Origin of the sequence: Streptomyces sp. Ag109_O5-10 (genome assembly GCF_900105755.1) — a bacterium.
In the GTDB taxonomy this organism is placed as follows: Bacteria; Actinomycetota; Actinomycetes; order Streptomycetales; family Streptomycetaceae; genus Streptomyces.
Genome location: NZ_FNTQ01000001.1, coordinates 6,112,846 through 6,129,229, shown reverse-complemented (window position 1 = coordinate 6,129,229; position 16,384 = coordinate 6,112,846). Strand labels below are relative to the sequence as shown.

The following is a 16,384-nucleotide window of genomic DNA, read 5'->3' as shown; positions in this document are numbered from 1 at the left end:
GTGCCGGGGTTTTCAGAAGTTGCCGAGGCCGCCGCAGACGTTGAGGGCCTGCGCGGTGATGGAGGCGGCGGTGTCGGAGGCGAGGTAGCCGACGAGGCCGGCGACCTCGTCCGGGGTCGAGTAGCGGCCGAGCGGGATCTTCGCCGTGAACTTGTCGAGGATGGCGTCCTCGCTGGTGTCGTAGGCGGCGGCGTAACCGGCGCGCACCCGCTGTGCCATGGGCGTCTCCACGTATCCCGGGCAGACGGCGTTGACGGTGATGCCGGTGGGGGCCAGCTCGTTGCCGAGGGCCTTGGTGAAGCCGACCACGCCGTGCTTGGAGGCGGAGTACGGCGCCCCGAGCACGACGCCCTGCTTCCCGGCCGTGGACGCGATGTTGATGATCCGCCCCCGGCTCTTCTCCCGCATGCCGCCGGTGGTGAGGGCGGCGCGGGTGAGGCGGAAGACGCTGTTGAGGTTGGTCTCGACGACGTCGTACCAGAGTTCGTCGTCGATGTCGGCGGTCACGCCACCGCCGGACCGGCCGGCGTTGTTGACCAGCACGTCGACGGTGCCGTACCGCTCCACGGCGGCCCGCACGAAGGTCTCGATGGACAGCGCGGACCGCACGTCGAGGGTGGTCCCGTCGACGTCGAGCCCCTCCGCACGCAGTTCCTTCACGGTCCGCTCGACGTTCCCGGCGTCGCGGGAGCCGATGAAGACGCGGTGGCCCTGCCGGGCCAGCAGCCGCGCCGCGGCGAGACCGATTCCGCTGGTGGCCCCGGAGACCAGGGCGACCCTCTGCTGCTGTTCGGACATGTCTGCAGCTCCCTTTCAGGACATGGGGGAGCCGCCGGCGCCCGGTCAGGACGGGCGCCGGCGGCCGGAGGGGGGTCAGGCAGCGGCGGCGACGTCACCGAGCTGCGTGTTGACGACGGCGAGCAGCTCGCGGGGCGTCCTGGCCTCGGTCACCACGGTGTCGTCCAGCGTGATGTCGTACTCCCGCTCGATGCGCCCGCAGGTCTCCAGGATGGCGAGGGACTCGTAGCTGAGCTCCTCGAAGTCGGTGTCGAGGATGTCCCCGTCGAGGTCGACGCTCTCATCGGCACCGGCGGCCTCCAGCAGGATCCGCTTGAGGTCGTCGAGGGTGAAGGACTGGGTGGCCACGGTGATCTTCCTTTCACGACTGAGAATGAAAACGCCCGCCCTGCCGGCCCCGGACGTGGGAGAGACGGAAGGGGCCGGAAGGACGGGTGGGTCTCTTTATTTGCGGGGAGGGGGTGGGGACACTCACCGGCGCTTCCCGGGTGCCGCCGCACCCGCGCCGCCCTACGGCACGCTGCAGCGCCCCGTCAGGGGCGCGGGAAACCGCGCGACCAGCCCCCACCGGGCCGCGGCCGCGACACCGCACAAACACCCACGGTCGTCGGCGGCACGACTGGAAGGCCCGACTACAACGCCCCGCCAGGGGCGCGGGAAACCGCGCGACCAGCCCCCACCGGGCCGCGGCCGCGACACCGCACAAGCGTCCACGGTCGTCGGCGGCGCGACTGAAAGACCCGACTACAACGCCCCGCCAGGGGCACGGGGAACCGCGCGACCAGCCCCCACCGGGCCGCGGCCGCGCCACCGCACAAGCGTCCACGGTCGTCGGCGGCGCGACTGAAAGGCCCGACTACAACGCCCCGCCAGGGGCACGGGGAACCGCGCGACCAGCCCCCACCGGGCCGCAGCCGCGACACCGCACAAACACCCACGGTCGTCGGCGGCACGACTGGAAGGCCCGACTGCGGCGCCCCGTCAGGGGCGCGGGGAACCGCGCGACCAGCCCCCACCGGGCCGCGGCCGCGGCATCGCGCGAGCCGCTGCGGTCGTGGGCGGGCTACGCCCGCACGACCATCGCCGAGTTGAAGCCGGCGTACCCGCGCGCCAGCACCAGGGCCGTCCGTACCTCGGTCAGGCGCGGTTCCCCGACCACCAGGTCGAGGTCGTACCCGGTCTCCGGTGAGACGTTCACCGTCGCCGGCACCACCCCGTCGCGGACGGCGAGCAGCGCCGTCGCGACGTCCAGCGGCGCAGCCCCCGAGTACAGCCGCCCGGTCATCGTCTTCGGCGCCGTCACCGGCACCCCGTGCGGCCCGAACACGTCGGCGATCGCGTCGGCCTCCACCCGGTCCAGCTCCGGCACGGCCGCCGCGTCGGCGAACACCACGTCGACGTCGGCCGCGTCCGCCCCCGCGTCCGCGAGGGCCAGCTCGATCGCCTTGCGCAGCCCGGGCGGCCGCCCGCTCCCCGGCGCCGGGTCGAACGTCGCGCCGTACCCCGCGATCTCCCCGTACACCCGGGCACCGCGCCGTACGGCCGTCTCCTCGGCCTCCAGGATCAGGATCGCGCCGCCCTCGCCGGCCACGTGCCCGGCCGCCGCGGAGTCGAACGGCAGGTAGGAGCGGTCCGGCTCCTCCGACGTGGACAGGCGGTCGCTGGCGAGCTGCGCCACCCACCCCCACGGGCAGATGGACGCGTCGATCGCCCCGGAGACGATGAGCCGCGTCCCCTTGCGGATCTGCCGGCGCGCGTGCGCGAGGGCTTCGAGGCCGCCCGCCTGGTCGGAGACGACGACACCGCTCGGGCCCTTCATGCCGTTGCGGATGGAGATCTGGCCGCTGTTGACGGCGTAGAACCAGGCGAACGACTGGTATGCCGAGACGAACTGACTGCCCTGGCTCCACAGCTTCTGCAGTTCCCCCTGCCCGAACTCGAAGCCGCCGGAGGAGCTGGCGGTCACGACGCCCATGTCGTAGGCGGGCAGGTCGGCCGGAGTGACCCCCCCGTCGGCCAGCGCCCAGTCCGTCGCGACGAGCGCTAGGCGGGTCATGTGGTCGGTCTGGGCGAGCAGCCGGTTCGGCAGGTGCTCCGCGGCCCTGAACCCGGGCACCTCACCCGCCAGCTTCGCCGGATACCCGGACGGGTCGAACCGCGTGATGCGGCCGATCCCGCTCTTCCCGGCGCGGGCGGCCGCCCAGTAGTCGGTCGTGCCAAGGCCGTTGGGCGCGGCGATGCCGAGCCCGGTCACCACGGTCCGCGTGCTCATGCGGCCGCGCTCCTCTCCGGTCGGGCGAGCACCATCGCGCTCTGGAAGCCGCCGAACCCGCTGCCCACGGTGAGCACCGCGTCGGTGCGGTGCTCGCGGGCGGTGAGCGGGACGTAGTCCAGGTCGCACTCGGGGTCGGGGGTGTGCAGGTTGGCCGTCGGGGGCACGACGTTGTGCTCCATGGCGAGGACGGACGCGGCGATCTCGATGGAGCCGATCGCGCCGAGCGAGTGCCCGACCATCGACTTGATCGAGGAGACCGGGGTCCGGTAGGCGTGGTCGCCGAGGCTCTTCTTGAACGCGGCGGTCTCGTGCCGGTCGTTCTGCTTGGTGCCGGAGCCGTGCGCGTTGATGTAGTCGACGGCCTCGGGGTTGAGGCGCGCCTCGTCGAGGGCGACCGTGATGGCCTCGGCCATCTCCGCGCCGTCGGGCCGCAGCCCGGTCATGTGGAAGGCGTTGCAGCGGGAGGCGTACCCGGCGATCTCGGCGTAGATGTGCGCCCCGCGTGCCCGCGCGCCCTCCAGTTCCTCCAGGACGAACACGGCCGACCCCTCCCCCAGCACGAAGCCGTTGCGGGTGCCGTCGAAGGGGCGGGAGGCGTGTTCGGGGTCGTCGTTGCGCGGGGTGGTGGCCTTGATGGCGTCGAAGCAGGCCAGGGTGATCGGGGAGATCGGGGCGTCGGTGGCGCCGGCGATCATCGCGCAGGCCGAGCCCTCCCGGATCAGCTCCACCGCGTGCCCGACGGAGTCGAGCCCCGAGGTGCAGCCGGTGGAGACCACCGTGGCGGCGCCCTCCGCGCCCACCGCCCAGGCGACCTCCGCCGCGAACGAGCTGGGCACCAGGTAGTTGTAGAGGTGCGGGACGGCGTAGGTGTGGTCGACCAGGTCGAGCCGGCCGCCGTCGCTGACCACCCGGTACTCCTGGTCGAGCCCCATGGTCGCGCCGACCGCGCTGCCGATGGTGACCCCGACCCGGTGGGGGTCGGCGCCGGACAGGTCGAGCCCGCTGTCGGCGAGGGCCTCGCGGGCGCTGACGACGGCCAGCTGGGCCGCCCGGTCCATCCGCCGTATCTCCTGCGGGCTCAGCCCGTGCTCCTCGGGGTCGAAATCGACCTCGGCGGCGACCCGGGACCGGAAGGAGGACGGGTCGAAGAAGGTGATGCCGCGGGTCGCGGTGCGGCCCTCGCTGAGCAGGTTCCAGAAGTTCTTGGTGCCGACACCGCCGGGGGCGATGACGCCGACCCCGGTGATGACCACTCGCCTGGCGTTCACGCCCGGCCCTCCCAGTCGTAGAAGCGCGTGGCGACCGCGTCGGCGGGAGAGCGCCAGGTGGCGGGGTCGTACGCCTGGATGAACGGCTTCAGGTCCTCGCTGATCCGCACGAACCGCTCGTCGCTCTTGGCCTCCTCGATCAGCTCACCGCCGTTGTCGGTGTCGAAGTGCTGGAGGTGGAAGTACAGCCCGCGGTAGGCGAAGAGCTCCCGGCGCCGCGTGCCCATCAGATGCGGCATCTCGGTCCGGTCGAACTCCCCGAACAGCCGCGCGACCTCCGCGCTGCTCCCCGGTTCCATCCGGGCGACGATCAAGGTGCTGTGCATGGGGTTCACTCCTTAAAGGGGTCCAAAGCGCCCCCCACAGGGGCGCTGGGGGGCACCCCCGGCCGAAGGCTGGGGGAGGAACTGCGCGACCGGCCACGACGGCGGGGCAGCCGCGGGACGACAGATCCCGGCACTCTCGGCGGCGCCCTCAACGCGCAGGCCCGAACCACCGCTCGAGGGCCATCGGCAGATCCGCGTGACTGCCCGGCGCCGCCCACGCCACGTACCCGTCCGGCCGCACCAGCACAGCCGTGGTAGCCGCGAGCGAGCCGTTGGCCGCCACCGCCGTCACCACGTCCACCCGGTCCCGCCAGGCCCAGGCGCGGTCCCGCAACCTCTCGTTGCCGGCGAGGTCGAGCAGCACACCCCGCCCGGCGCGCAGCGCCTCGGTGCTGGAGGACACCCTCCGGTGCCCGGTGAGCGGCACGTTCGGCAACCGTCGGCCGAGCAGCGGATGCCCGCCCCCGTCGACGTCGTAGTGGATCTCGAGTCCGGACACCATCGCCGCCAGGTGCCTGCCGACCTCCGGATAGCGGATCAGCTCGTTCAGCACGTCCCGCAGCGGCTGCACCTCGGGCCCGGACAGGAACAGCAGTCCCTGCGCCCGGGTGTTCATCATCAGCCGCTCCCCGACCGGGTGCCGTTCGTCGTGGTACGTGTCGAGCAGCGTCTCCGGCGCCCGTCCCCGCACCACCGCACCCAGCTTCCAGCCGAGGTTCACGGCGTCCTGGATGCTGGTGTTCATGCCCTGCCCGCCGGCCGGCAGGTGGATGTGCGCGGAGTCGCCGGCGAGCAGGATCCGGCCGCGCCGGTACTCGGTGACGAGCCGCGTGCCGTCGCCGAACGACGACACCCACACCGCCTCGGCGTGCGAGATGTCGTCGCCGGTCAGCCGCTGCCAGGCCGCCGCGGCCTCCGCCCAGGTCGGCGGCTTGTCGCGGCGCTGCGGCGGGGTGCCGCGTTCGCAGATGATCAGCCGGGTGGTGCCGCCGGGCAGCGGGCCGACCATGACCATCCCGCCGGGCAGGGTCTCCCCGATCATCCGGGGCTCCAGCTCGATGCCCTTCACGTCGGCGAGGTACATCTCCAGCGTCGACGGCGTCCCCGGGAAGTCGAAGCCGGCGGCCTTGCGGATGGTCGAGCGGCCGCCGTCGCACCCGACGAGGTACTCGGCGCGCAGCCGGTGCACGCCCTCGGGGCCGCGCACCTCGACCTCGACGCTGTCCTCCTTCTCCTTGACGGACAGCACCTCGTGCCGGCGCCGGATGTCCGCGCCGAGCCGGCCGGCCCACTCCTCCAGGACGGTCTCGGTGACCGACTGCGGGATCGTTTTGGCAGCCTGGTGGGCGCCGTCCAGGACACCGAAGTCGACCGGCAGGCCGCCGAAGTGGCCCACGTTGCTGACCTCGATGTCCCCGAAGCGGGGCAGCAGTCCGCGCTGGTCGAAGACCTCCATGGTGCGGGCGGTGAAGCCGAGCCCGCGCGACTCTCCGGTGCGCGCGGGCAGCTTCTCCAGGACGATGACGTCGGCGCCCGCGAGCCGTAGCTCGCCCGCGAGCATCATGCCGGCCGGGCCGGCGCCCACGACGATGACTTGTGCGTCCATGACACTCCTCCGGAACGGTTCCGTACGGCCCCGTCGGGGAGACCGTCGGCGAAGACGAACTGTCAGCGGTACAGGCGCCCGATCGCCCGGTTGGCCACGTGCGCGGCCGCCGCGTGCCGCGGGTCGGGCGCCAGCGCCTCGTGCCGTACGGCCACTTCGGCGAGCTTGATGGCGTGCTCGTCGCCGATCTGGACGGCCTCGGCGAACAGGGCGGCCGGGTCGGGGGCGTCCGGCAGCGGGGCCGCGGGCCGGGGCACGGCGTGGAACCAGTCGAGCATCGTGCGGCTGACGGCCCGCGCCACCCGGTACGACGGCCACCGCTGGTCCGCCGGCAGGTGCTCCACCACCAGCCGTACGGCGGCGGGCCCGGTGACCGAGTGGATCAGCGGGACCGGGTGCGGCAGGGAGAGCGTGGCGTAGATCCCGGAGAACTCGGCGACGAGCTCGTCCAGCGCCCCTACGACGTCACCGCCCTCGCCCCCGCTCTCCTGGACCACCACTCCGCCCTCGGAGTACCGGGCCGCCCAGTACCCCAGCCCCTGCGCCAGTTCGGCCAGCCGCAGGCGGCTGTCGGGCCCGGCGGTCACCACCGCCCGGACCGCGTGCGCGGTGCGGATCACCCCGTGCGTGAGCACCCCGGACAGGCCGGGCAGCAGCCGGGGCCACCAGCGGGCCAGGACGTCGGTCCACTCGCCCTCGGCCAGCTCACGCTCGAACAGGGCGGTCCAGTCGGCGACCCGGCCGAACTCGCCGAGCGCCTGCCGCCAGTCGGCCTCGTCGGACGGGTCGAGGGCGAACCGCCGCTCGGGCACGTCGTGGAAGGTGTGGCTGCGCAGATGGCCCTCCACCCAGCCGGGCACCTCGTCGGCGTACCCCATGTGGGCCAGGGCCTCGGCGGCCATCGGCGCGTGGTTGACGAAGCCGCGCCCGTACTCGTACCCCACGGAACGCAGCCGCTCCAGGGCATCGTTCATGGCGTCGGAATAGGTGAGTGCTGCCAAAACGATCAGTCCTCGGTGGGTCCGGATCAGTCCTTGATGTCGCAGACCGGGGCGCCGGCGGCGAGGGCCTGCCCCACCTCGGCGGCGATCCCGGTCACGGTGCCGGAGCGGTGCGCGGCGAGCGGCTGCTCCATCTTCATGGCCTCGAGTACGACGACCAGGTCGCCCTTCTCGACCGTCTGCCCCTCGGCGACGGCGACCTTGACGACGGTGCCCTGCATGGGCGAGGTGAGCGTGTCCCCGGAGGCGGCCGGCACGGCACCGCCGGCGGTGCGGCGGCGGGACCTGGGGGTGGCGGCCGCCGCCACGAGCGTGCGGTCGGGCACCCTGCCCAGCACCGCCGGCAGCGAGACCTCAAGCCGGTGCCCGCCGACCTCGACGACCACCGTCTCGCGACCGGCCGCCTCGGGCTCGGCACCGGCGGCCGGGGCCGCCGTGAAGGCCTCGATCCCGTTGACGAACTCGGTCTCGATCCAGCGGGTGTGGATGCGGAAGGGGTCCGCGGTGAAGGCCGGGTCCCTGACGACCGCGCGGTGGAAGGGGATCGCCGTGGCCATCCCCTCGACGCGGAACTCGTCGAGCGCCCGCGCGGCCCGTTGCAGCGCCTCGGCGCGGGTGCGGCCGGTGACGACCAGCTTGGCGAGGAGCGAGTCCCAGGCCGGGCCGATCACGCTGCCCGACTCCACGCCGGCGTCCAGCCGTACGCCCGGACCCGACGGCGGCTCGAAGAGCGTCACCGTGCCCGGGGCGGGCAGGAAGCCCCGGCCCGGGTCCTCGCCGTTGATGCGGAACTCGAAGGAATGACCGCGCAGCTCCGGGTCGCCATAGCCGAGCACCTCGCCGTCGGCGATGCGGAACATCTCGCGGACCAGGTCGATGCCGGCGACCTCCTCGGTCACCGGGTGCTCGACCTGGAGGCGCGTGTTGACCTCCAGGAAGGAGACCGTGCCGTCCTGCCCGACCAGGAACTCGCAGGTGCCCGCGCCGACGTAGCCGGCCTCCTTGAGGACGGCCTTGGACGCCCGGTACAGCTCGGCGGTCTGCTCCGGGGTCAGGAACGGCGCGGGGGCCTCCTCGACCAGCTTCTGGTGGCGGCGCTGCAGCGAGCAGTCACGGGTCGATACGACCACGACGTTGCCGTACCGGTCCGCGAGGCACTGCGTCTCGACGTGCCGCGGCCGGTCCAGGTAGCGCTCCACGAAGCACTCGCCGCGGCCGAAGGCGGCCACCGCCTCACGCACCGCCGACTCGTAGAGCTCCGGCACCTCCTCCAGGGTCCGGGCGACCTTCAGCCCGCGCCCGCCGCCGCCGAAGGCCGCCTTGATGGCGATCGGCAGGCCGTGCTCCTCGGCGAACGCCACGACCTCGTCGGCACCCGAGACCGGGTCCGGGGTGCCGGCCACCAGCGGGGCGCCCGCCCGCTGGGCGATGTGCCGGGCGGCCACCTTGTCGCCCAGGTCGCGGATGGCCTGCGGCGGCGGGCCGATCCAGGTCAGGCCCGCGTCCAGGACCGCCTGCGCGAATTCCGCGTTCTCCGAGAGGAACCCGTAGCCGGGGTGGACGGCGTCCGCGCCGGTCTCCCGGGCGGCCCGCAGGACCTTCCCGATGTCCAGGTAGCTGGTGGCGGGGGTTTCACCGCCCAGCGCGAAGGCCGCGTCGGCGGCCCGGACGTGCAGGGCGTCGCGGTCCGGTTCCGCGTAGACGGCGACGCTCGCGATCCCGGCGTCCCGGCAGGCCCGGGCCACACGGACGGCTATCTCGCCACGGTTGGCGATGAGCACCCTGCGCATGTCAGGACGCCTGCCGGGCGTGCTGGAAGCGGTCCGCGCCGGTCTCCAGCGGGCCCAGGGAGCCGTCGAAGAAGATCAGCGGTTCCAGGCCGTGCTCGGGGACGCCCAGCTCCACCACCTCGCCGATGACGATGTCGTGGTCCCCTGCGGTGTGCACGTCGACCGTGGTGCAGGTCAGGTGGGCGAGGGCCTCGCTGAGCACGGGCAGCCCGTCCTCGGTGAAGTGGTGCGGGACGCCCTCGAAGGCGTCCGCGCCGGCGGTGGCCCGGCGTCCGGCGAAGTGCCGGGCCAGCGGCTGCTGCCGGCCGGACAGGAAGTTGACCGTGAAGCCGCCGCTGCGCTCCAGGAGCGTGTGCAGCCGGGACCGGTGGTGCAGGCAGAACAGCACCAGCGGGGGTTCCAGCGAGACCGAGGTGAAGGAGTTGACGGTGGTGCCGTCCGCGTCGCCGTCGGGGCCGGTGGTGATGACCGTGACGCCGGTCGTGAACAGGCCGCACACGCGGCGCAGATCCAGCGGTTCGACGGGCCGGGTCTCTTCGGCGCGGGTCAGCGACCGCGCTGCTGCGGACATGCGCATCCCTTTCTGGCTGGGCTGGGAGTGGTCAGAGGAGCTTGCGGACCTTCGCACCGGCCTTGAGGATGCCGAGCAGGAACTCGCGGCCGACGCTGTTCATCTCGGCGGGGGCCTCGACGGAGGCCCAGTACAGGAAGCGGGCCATGGTCAGCGTGGAGGGGTAGATGAACCGCTTCTCCTCGTCCTTCCAGCCGAAGACCGGGTTGACGACCGGGGACTCCTTGAGCAGCCCGAAGACGATGTCGGCGGCCTCGTCGCCGGTGAGCGCGCCGGCCTCGTACTTCTCGCAGGTCTCGGCGGTGGCCTCCAGGATCCGCTTGAAGGAGTCGCTCTGCGGCCACCACAGGCCCGGGTGGGCCACCTTCTCCAGCTCCTCGAAGTGGCGGGTGTCGTGGTCCTTGAAGTGCTTGAGGCGGGCCCGGGTCAGCCGCATGGTGCCGGGGGTGATGAAGGAGCCCCAGACCCGGAAGACCGCGTTCCAGAGCCGGAAGTGGGAGAAGGCGATGAAGGAGCTGTTGACCAGGTCGTCGTTGTACTGGAGCAGGCCCTGCTCGACGCGCTCGACGTACTCGAAGCGCTCGGCGGAGAAGTCGCCGTCCTTCAGGGCGGGGATCAGCCGGGAGGTGAGCGCGTCGACGACCTCCATGGTGTTGGACAGGCCGCGGGAGAACAGCGGGTCGAGGAAGCCGGCCGCGTGCGACATCAGGCACCAGCGGTCGCCGATGGTCTGCCTGGAGGAGTACTGCAGCCGGTCGGTGGAGATCCACTCGCGGACCCGGGTGGCGCCGTCGAACTGGCGCTTGACCGCCGGGTACTTGTCGAGGAAGGACTGGAACTCCTGCTCCGGGGTGAGGTCCTTCGGCTTGGGGTAGGTGCGCTCGTCCATCGTCAGGCCGACGCTGCACAGCGGGTTGCGGGACTTGGCGTGGTTGTCGAAGGGGATGATCCAGAACCAGCCGCGCTCGATGAGGTGGTGCATGGTGCCGGTGTGCCAGTCGGCCGGCGGGCGCAGGTCCTGGGGGTGGCCGCTGACGTCGTCGAACCGCTTGATGCCGACGTAGTGCGTGAACATCGAGCGGGAGTGGTGCTTGAAGCGGGCGGTGGGCTTGTCGCGCAGGTCGAACTTGTCGGCGAGCGGGGAGCGGAAGCCGGAGGCGTCCACCAGGTACCTGGCCCGGTACCGCTCGGGCTCGGCGCCGGGGGCGGCGCTGCGGCCGAGGACGGTGACGCCGTCGTCGTCGAAGTCGACTTCGTTCGCACGCCAGTTCTGCCGAGGGGTGCAGCCGTACTTGACGGCGACGTGGAACATGAAGGAGTCGCTGTCCTGCCGGAACATGTGGCTGTTCTGGTGGAATATCTTCGGCAGGGCGAGCTGGGTGGCCTCGCGCGGGTTCGGCTCTTTTCCGACCTCGTGCTTCATGAATCCGAAGTGGGCCTTCGTGCCGAAGGTGGGACCGATGTCACGGGTGGAGGCCTCGACACTCGCCAGGCTTTTCAGCTCGGGAATGTCGTGGCGTTCGGCGAGGATGTGGATCCATTCCACGAGTTGCGGGGTCATGGACTCGCCGATGGCGAAGCGCGGGTGCGCGGCGGCGTCGACCAGCAGCACCTTGGCGCCGTGCCTGGCCAGGACGGCACCGGTGACGGAGCCGGCGAGGCCCGAGCCGAGGATGATGACGTCGAAGGTCATGTCCTCGGGTGTGCGCGCCGGTTCCGGCGCGCCGTCGGTCTTCTGGGCGACCATGACTGTCTCCTTCGTCGAGGGGCGGTGCGCAACGGGAAATCAGCATGAAAAAAGGCCCCTCGCGGCCCTTCCGTAAGTAGTTCGGAAGGGCGGCGCGAAGAGCCTGGAAAAGGTCTGGAAAAGGGCGCGGGGTATCCGCTGAATTAAGCGTGACATCCTTTGGCCAGAGGGTCAACCCCTGGCGGGGACGGATGACTTGGCGTTCTCGGCGAATGCCGGCCCGGAATGCGTCGGGGCGAGGAGTTTCAGCAGGAGCTCCCGCAGTTCGTCCTCGCCGCCGGGGCCGAGCATGGCGGAGACGTCCGCGGCGAGGCCCGCGACGGCCCGGGCCACGACACCGAGCTGCTCGCGGCCGAGGTCGGTGACTTCGAGGGCGTAGCGGCGCCGGTCGTGCGGGTCCCGGCCGCGGCGCACCAGGCCCAGCTTGACCAGTTCGTCGACGAGCTGGGAGGCGGCGGGTCCGGTGATGGCGAGCAGTTCGGCGAGCCGCTGCTGGGCGATGGGCCCGAGCACGTCGAGCGCGGACAGCGGGCCGTAGTGCCGCACCCGCAGGCCGGTGCCGGCCAGCTTGTCGTCGCCGTGCTTGCGCAGCCGGTGATGGGCCTGCCCGACCAGGTACTCGGTGCCCTGCACGAGGGGCTGCGCGGACTCGGGCAGCAGCCGGCCCAGCAGCTCGTCGAGCCGGGCGGTCTCCTCGTCCGTCAGTACGGCGGTGAGCCGGGCGTCCCGCTCGGCGACCGCCCGCCGGCTGGCCTCGACGGCCTCGCGCCCCTTGTCGGTCAGGGAGAGCACGTACTGGCGCCGGTTGTCGGGGTTGCGGGTGCGCCGGACCTCGTCGCGGGCCTCCAGGCGGTCGATGACGCCGACCATGATGGTGCGGTTGATGCCGAGCCGCTCGGCGAGGTCGAGCTGGGACTCCCAGTCGCGGCCGGTGAGCGCGTCGAGGACCAGGAAGTCACGGGGGTCGCTGTCACCGCCGTCGTCGGTGGCGGCGAACTGTGCGTAGACGCGGCGCAGGAGGTAACCGATGAAGTCGGTGAGCGCGTCCGGGAGGACGCCCGGGACCTCCGCGGTCTGCTCGGTCCGGGTCACCGGACCGCGATCGTCGTCGCTCTCGTACCGCAAGACAGCACCTCCTGCCCGAGTATATCGACGGCGCCCCGACCGGTACCGGCACCGACGCGGCGCCGGTACCGGGGAACCGGCGGCCCCGCCCGGGTCGTCAGGGCGGGGCCGCCGGGGTCGGTCACAGGGCGACGGGCGGGTGTTCGGCGTCCTGCTGCTGGGGGCGGGTGCCCGGCAGGGTGGCCAGGGCCACGATCAGGGCCAGCAGGTAGAAGCCGCCGCCGAGCAGGAACCCGTACGAGTAGCCGGTGGTGAGGGCGTGCGGGACGCTGCCCGGCAGCTCGTGGTCGGTGATGGCGGTGGCCGCCGCGGCGAGCGCGGCGAGGCCGATGGCGCCGCCGATCTGCTGGGCGGTGTTGACCAGTCCGGAGGCCGCGCCGGTGGCCTGCGGGGCGACCCCGCGGACGCTGACGATGGTGACGGCCACGAAGACCATGCCGAGGCCGAGACCGGCGACCAGCTGGGCCGGCAGCAGCGCGGCCCACGGGGTCTGGCCGGGCTCGATGAAGCTGAACCAGACCATGCCCGCGGTGCCGATCAGCAGACCGAGGGCGATCACGTTGCGCTCGGGCAGCTTGGCTAGCAGCTGCGGGCCGACGCCGCCGGCCGCGATGCCCATGCCGAGGGCGAAGGGCAGGTAGGCGACGCCGGTGACCATCGGGGCGTAGCCCTTGACCAGCTGCATGTAGAGGGTCAGGAAGTAGAAGGTGGCGAGCATGCCCGCGCCGACCAGGAACATGATCAGGTTGGCGCCGACGCGGCTCCTGTCGGCGAGCACGCCGCCCGGGATCATCGGCGCCTTGCTCGCGCGCTGGATGAGGACGAAGGCGAGGATCAGGACCAGCGCGGCGCCCAGCCCGGCCAGGGTGACGCTGTCGCCGAAGCCCTTGTCGCCGGCGCGGTTGATGGCGTAGACGAGCGAGCCGAAGCCCAGGGTGGCCGTGAGCGCGCCGGGCACGTCGACCTTGCCGCGCTCGCGCTCGCCCTCGACGAGGACGCCGGTGCCGAACAGGACGGCCAGGGCGATCGGGATGTTCACGAACATCACCCAGCGCCAGCTCAGGTACTCGGTGAGCGCGCCGCCGAGCAGCAGGCCGACGACCGAGCCGAGGCCGCCCATCGCGCCGTAGACGCCGAGCGCCTTGTTGCGGGCGGGGCCGGCCGGGAAGGTGGTGGCCAGCAGGGACAGGGCGGTCGGGGCGGCGATGGCGGCGCCCGCGCCCTGGATCACGCGGGCGGCGATGAGCAGTTCGCCGCTCTGGGCCAGGCCGCCGAGCAGCGAGGCGGCGGTGAACAGGACGAGGCCGGTGCGGAAGACCCGGCGGCGGCCGAAGAGGTCGCCGGCGCGGCCGCCGGCCAGCAGCAGACCGCCGAAGGCCAGGGCGTAGGCGGTGACGATCCAGCCGAGGCCGGACTCGCTGAGCCCGAGGGCGCTCTGCATGCTGGGCAGGGCGACGGCGACGATCGTGTTGTCGAGGACGAGCATGAGCTGGGCCGCGGCGATCACGAGTAACGCCAGTCCGAGTTTGCCGTCCTGCTGCGGCGGGGCCGCGGCCTTGGGGACGGCCTGAGTGCGGTCTTGCAGCGACATGGGATGTCTCCGTGTCTGTCTCAGGGTTGGGGGTGTCGAGCGGAGCGGAACCCCTCGGGATCCGGTCAGCGGCTGGTGGTGGCGGTCTCGGGGGTCCAGATGCCGAGGTCCTCGTAGGCCTTGCGCCAGTCGTTCTCGTAGGCGTTGCGCAGCGGCTCGGGCAGGCCGCCGAGGAGCTTGGCGGCCTTCGCGGCATCGACGTCGTCGAGCAGCCAGGGCAGGTAGCGGACGGAGTCGTCGCCGACCCGGGTGCGCTGCTCGCCGGCGAAGGCCGCCCACTGCTCCTGGGAGAGCGTGATGTCCATCAGCTGCAGGGCGTCCCGCTCCTCGTGGTCGAGGTGGGCGCCGAGCTTGGTGTAGAGGGCGTCGGTCAGGCCGGTCAGGCGCTCCAGGCCGGAATCGCGGTCGGCGAGGGCCGCGTCGATGTCGGCGAGCAGCGGGTCGATGACGCCGTGCTCGGCCTCCATGTCGGCGAGCAGCGCCAGTTCGGAGTCCTGGCCGGCCAGCGCGGTCTCCATGACCGGCCAGATCTTCACGTCCTCGGAGGTGTGGTGGATGGTCAGGAACTTCTTGAACAGCTCCCAGCCGACCGCGGTGCTCAGTACGTGCCGGGGGTCCTCGTCGACCCGCGCGGTGATCCGGGCGATCCGCTCCAGCTCGCGGCGGAGCGCGTCGTGGATGGCGAACATCATCGTCATGTCGAGGTTCTTGAAGTCCTGGCTCATCGTTCTCTCCCTCACTGCCTCACTTGCTGCGTCGTACGGCGAGAGTATCGTCAACTCACTTATCTATCAAGCTTCCAACTAGCAATCTTCCAACCATCAGGGCCGGAACTGTTCGCCGGTCGGCGGCTGACGCCGCTGCCCCGCCCGCAGGCGCAGGTCAGCGGGTTCTCGCGATCTCCAGAGCGGGTTCGTCCTGGCCGGTTCCGGCCGTCTCCCGCTCGGGCTCCTCGTCGATCCCCTTGCGGATCCGGGTCAGCGCCGGGGTGGTCATGGCCGTGGTGAGCAGCGCCATCAGCACGAGGACCGTGAACAGCTCCGGCCCGATGACCCCGAGACCGAGCCCCATGTTGAGGACGATCAGCTCGGTCAGGCCACGGCAGTTCATCAGCGCGCCCAGCGACATGGAGTCCCGCCAGTCCCGGCCGGAGAGCCGCGCGGCGAGCGTGCCGCCGCCCCACTTGCCGGCCACGGCGACGGCGAGCACGGCCCCCGCCCACAGCCACTGGGCACCGCTGCCGCCGAGCAGCCCCACGTCGGTCTTCAGCCCGGTGCTGACGAAGAACAGCGGCAGCAGCACCGGCACCGCGAAGGCCCGCATCCGGGCCGCCGTGGCCTCGATCCGCCGGCTGCCGCGCGGGGTGACCACCCCGAACAGGAAGGCGCCGAACAGCGCGTGCACCCCGATCCGGTCGGTGGCGAAGGCGGCCAGGCTCAGCCCGCTGAACAGCACCACCAGCACGACCGCGTCGGCGTACCGGCGTTCCGCCCGCGCGGCCCACCTGGCCAGCAGCGGCCGTACGACGAGGAACATCACGGCGGCGAAGGCGAGCGCGTACCCGGCGGTGGTCAGGGCCTCCAGCGGCGAGTTGCTCTTCGTCACCGCCACCACCGCGGCCAGCAGGCACCAGGCGCTGACGTCGTCCACGGCCGCGCTGGCCATGGCGAGTGCGCCGAGCCGGGTCCGGTACAGGCCCCGGTCGGTCAGGATGCGGGCCAGCACCGGGAACGCGGTGATGCTCATCGACACCGCGATGAACAGCACGAACGGCAGCTTCTCGGTGCCGGGCGGGGCGAAGTCGCCGTACATGCCGAGGGCCAGCAGCGTGCCGAGGAGCAGCGGCAGCGCGATCCCGGCCTGGGAGACCGCTACGGCCGTTCTGCTGTGGCCGCGCAGGGACTTCAGGTCGAGTTCGAGTCCGACGAGGAACATGAACACGAGCAGGCCGATGTTCCCGAGCACGCCGATGTAGGGCAGCGCCGACTGCGGGAACAGCCAGGTCTGGGCGCCGGGCCAGAGCCAGCCCAGCAGGGACGGGCCGAACAGGATGCCGACGACTATCTCGCCGACGACAGGGGGTTGCCCGAGCCGCCTGAGCAGCTGGGCCCCGGCCCTGCAGGCGAGGATCACCACAGGCACGGCGACGAGAAGAGGGGTGAGCGGATCGGGGGCGACGGCAGCCATCGCGTTCTCCTCATGAAGTGGGATCAGGTGACGCGCCCCTTCAGGGGCGCGGGGAACTGGGCGATCAGCCACGACAGCGCCGCGGTCGCCCGGCAACCA

General features: G+C 72.2%; 14 protein-coding genes. All 14 read right to left on the bottom strand.

Going from position 1 to position 16,384, the window contains the following annotated elements; genetic code table 11:
- Window positions 1-12 precede the first annotated feature (12 nt).
- On the bottom strand, window positions 13-798 hold the full coding sequence (gene fabG, locus BLW82_RS28010) for a 3-oxoacyl-ACP reductase FabG (protein WP_093502898.1): 786 nt from the start codon (window positions 796-798) through the stop codon (window positions 13-15).
- A 75-nt stretch (window positions 799-873) separates the two neighbouring features.
- Window positions 874-1,146: an acyl carrier protein gene (locus BLW82_RS28005; RefSeq protein ID WP_093502896.1), complete on the bottom strand. Its 273-nt coding sequence runs from the start codon at window positions 1,144-1,146 to the stop codon at window positions 874-876.
- Window positions 1,147-1,861: 715 nt separating this feature from the next.
- Complete coding sequence (locus BLW82_RS28000; RefSeq protein ID WP_093502894.1) at window positions 1,862-3,070, bottom strand: ketosynthase chain-length factor; 1,209 nt, start codon at window positions 3,068-3,070, stop codon at window positions 1,862-1,864.
- Window positions 3,067-4,341: a beta-ketoacyl-[acyl-carrier-protein] synthase family protein gene (locus tag BLW82_RS27995; RefSeq protein ID WP_093502892.1), complete on the bottom strand. Its 1,275-nt coding sequence runs from the start codon at window positions 4,339-4,341 to the stop codon at window positions 3,067-3,069. Before BLW82_RS27995 ends, BLW82_RS28000 begins: the two co-directional genes overlap by 4 nt.
- The gene (locus tag BLW82_RS27990; RefSeq protein WP_093502890.1) at window positions 4,338-4,667 is read right to left on the bottom strand and encodes a TcmI family type II polyketide cyclase; all 330 of its coding nucleotides are present in this window, start codon (window positions 4,665-4,667) and stop codon (window positions 4,338-4,340) included. The genes BLW82_RS27995 and BLW82_RS27990 overlap by 4 nt, the downstream gene beginning before the upstream one ends.
- A gap of 148 nt (window positions 4,668-4,815) precedes the next feature.
- Entirely contained in the window at window positions 4,816-6,273 is a 1,458-nt protein-coding gene (locus BLW82_RS27985; RefSeq protein ID WP_093502888.1) for an FAD-dependent monooxygenase, read from the bottom strand.
- A 62-nt stretch (window positions 6,274-6,335) separates the two neighbouring features.
- On the bottom strand, window positions 6,336-7,247 hold the full coding sequence (locus BLW82_RS27980; RefSeq protein WP_371131422.1) for a hypothetical protein: 912 nt from the start codon (window positions 7,245-7,247) through the stop codon (window positions 6,336-6,338).
- A gap of 53 nt (window positions 7,248-7,300) precedes the next feature.
- Window positions 7,301-9,064: an acetyl/propionyl/methylcrotonyl-CoA carboxylase subunit alpha gene (locus BLW82_RS27975; protein ID WP_093502884.1), complete on the bottom strand. Its 1,764-nt coding sequence runs from the start codon at window positions 9,062-9,064 to the stop codon at window positions 7,301-7,303.
- Window position 9,065: 1 nt separating this feature from the next.
- Window positions 9,066-9,635, bottom strand: a complete 570-nt coding sequence (locus BLW82_RS27970; RefSeq protein ID WP_093502882.1) for a flavin reductase family protein — start codon at window positions 9,633-9,635, stop codon at window positions 9,066-9,068.
- 31 nt (window positions 9,636-9,666) lie between these two features.
- A complete protein-coding gene (locus BLW82_RS27965) occupies window positions 9,667-11,382 on the bottom strand; it encodes an NAD(P)/FAD-dependent oxidoreductase (protein WP_177233091.1) in 1,716 nt (571 codons plus the stop codon).
- A 171-nt stretch (window positions 11,383-11,553) separates the two neighbouring features.
- Window positions 11,554-12,474, bottom strand: a complete 921-nt coding sequence (locus tag BLW82_RS27960; protein ID WP_371131510.1) for a MarR family winged helix-turn-helix transcriptional regulator — start codon at window positions 12,472-12,474, stop codon at window positions 11,554-11,556.
- A 154-nt stretch (window positions 12,475-12,628) separates the two neighbouring features.
- Complete coding sequence (locus BLW82_RS27955) at window positions 12,629-14,098, bottom strand: MFS transporter (protein ID WP_093502878.1); 1,470 nt, start codon at window positions 14,096-14,098, stop codon at window positions 12,629-12,631.
- A 65-nt stretch (window positions 14,099-14,163) separates the two neighbouring features.
- Window positions 14,164-14,823, bottom strand: coding sequence for a hemerythrin domain-containing protein (locus tag BLW82_RS27950; RefSeq protein WP_093502876.1), 660 nt, complete (start codon window positions 14,821-14,823; stop codon window positions 14,164-14,166).
- 157 nt (window positions 14,824-14,980) lie between these two features.
- The gene (locus BLW82_RS27945; protein WP_177233090.1) at window positions 14,981-16,285 is read right to left on the bottom strand and encodes a cation:proton antiporter; all 1,305 of its coding nucleotides are present in this window, start codon (window positions 16,283-16,285) and stop codon (window positions 14,981-14,983) included.
- Between the last annotated feature and the right edge of the window lie 99 nt (window positions 16,286-16,384).

Excerpts from the sequence above, each read along its gene's own strand:
- fabG (WP_093502898.1), bottom strand. The coding sequence starts at position 798 with ATGTCCGAACAGCAGCAGAGGGTCGCCCTGGTCTCCGGGGCCACCAGC.
- BLW82_RS28000 (WP_093502894.1), bottom strand. The coding sequence starts at position 3,070 with ATGAGCACGCGGACCGTGGTGACCGGGCTCGGCATCGCCGCGCCCAAC.
- BLW82_RS27990 (WP_093502890.1), bottom strand. The coding sequence starts at position 4,667 with ATGCACAGCACCTTGATCGTCGCCCGGATGGAACCGGGGAGCAGCGCG.
- BLW82_RS27985 (WP_093502888.1), bottom strand. The coding sequence starts at position 6,273 with ATGGACGCACAAGTCATCGTCGTGGGCGCCGGCCCGGCCGGCATGATG.
- BLW82_RS27980 (WP_371131422.1), bottom strand. The coding sequence starts at position 7,247 with ATGAACGATGCCCTGGAGCGGCTGCGTTCCGTGGGGTACGAGTACGGG.
- BLW82_RS27975 (WP_093502884.1), bottom strand. The coding sequence starts at position 9,064 with ATGCGCAGGGTGCTCATCGCCAACCGTGGCGAGATAGCCGTCCGTGTG.
- BLW82_RS27970 (WP_093502882.1), bottom strand. The coding sequence starts at position 9,635 with ATGTCCGCAGCAGCGCGGTCGCTGACCCGCGCCGAAGAGACCCGGCCC.
- BLW82_RS27965 (WP_177233091.1), bottom strand. The coding sequence starts at position 11,382 with ATGGTCGCCCAGAAGACCGACGGCGCGCCGGAACCGGCGCGCACACCC.
- BLW82_RS27955 (WP_093502878.1), bottom strand. The coding sequence starts at position 14,098 with ATGTCGCTGCAAGACCGCACTCAGGCCGTCCCCAAGGCCGCGGCCCCG.
- BLW82_RS27950 (WP_093502876.1), bottom strand. The coding sequence starts at position 14,823 with ATGAGCCAGGACTTCAAGAACCTCGACATGACGATGATGTTCGCCATC.
- BLW82_RS27945 (WP_177233090.1), bottom strand. The coding sequence starts at position 16,285 with ATGGCTGCCGTCGCCCCCGATCCGCTCACCCCTCTTCTCGTCGCCGTG.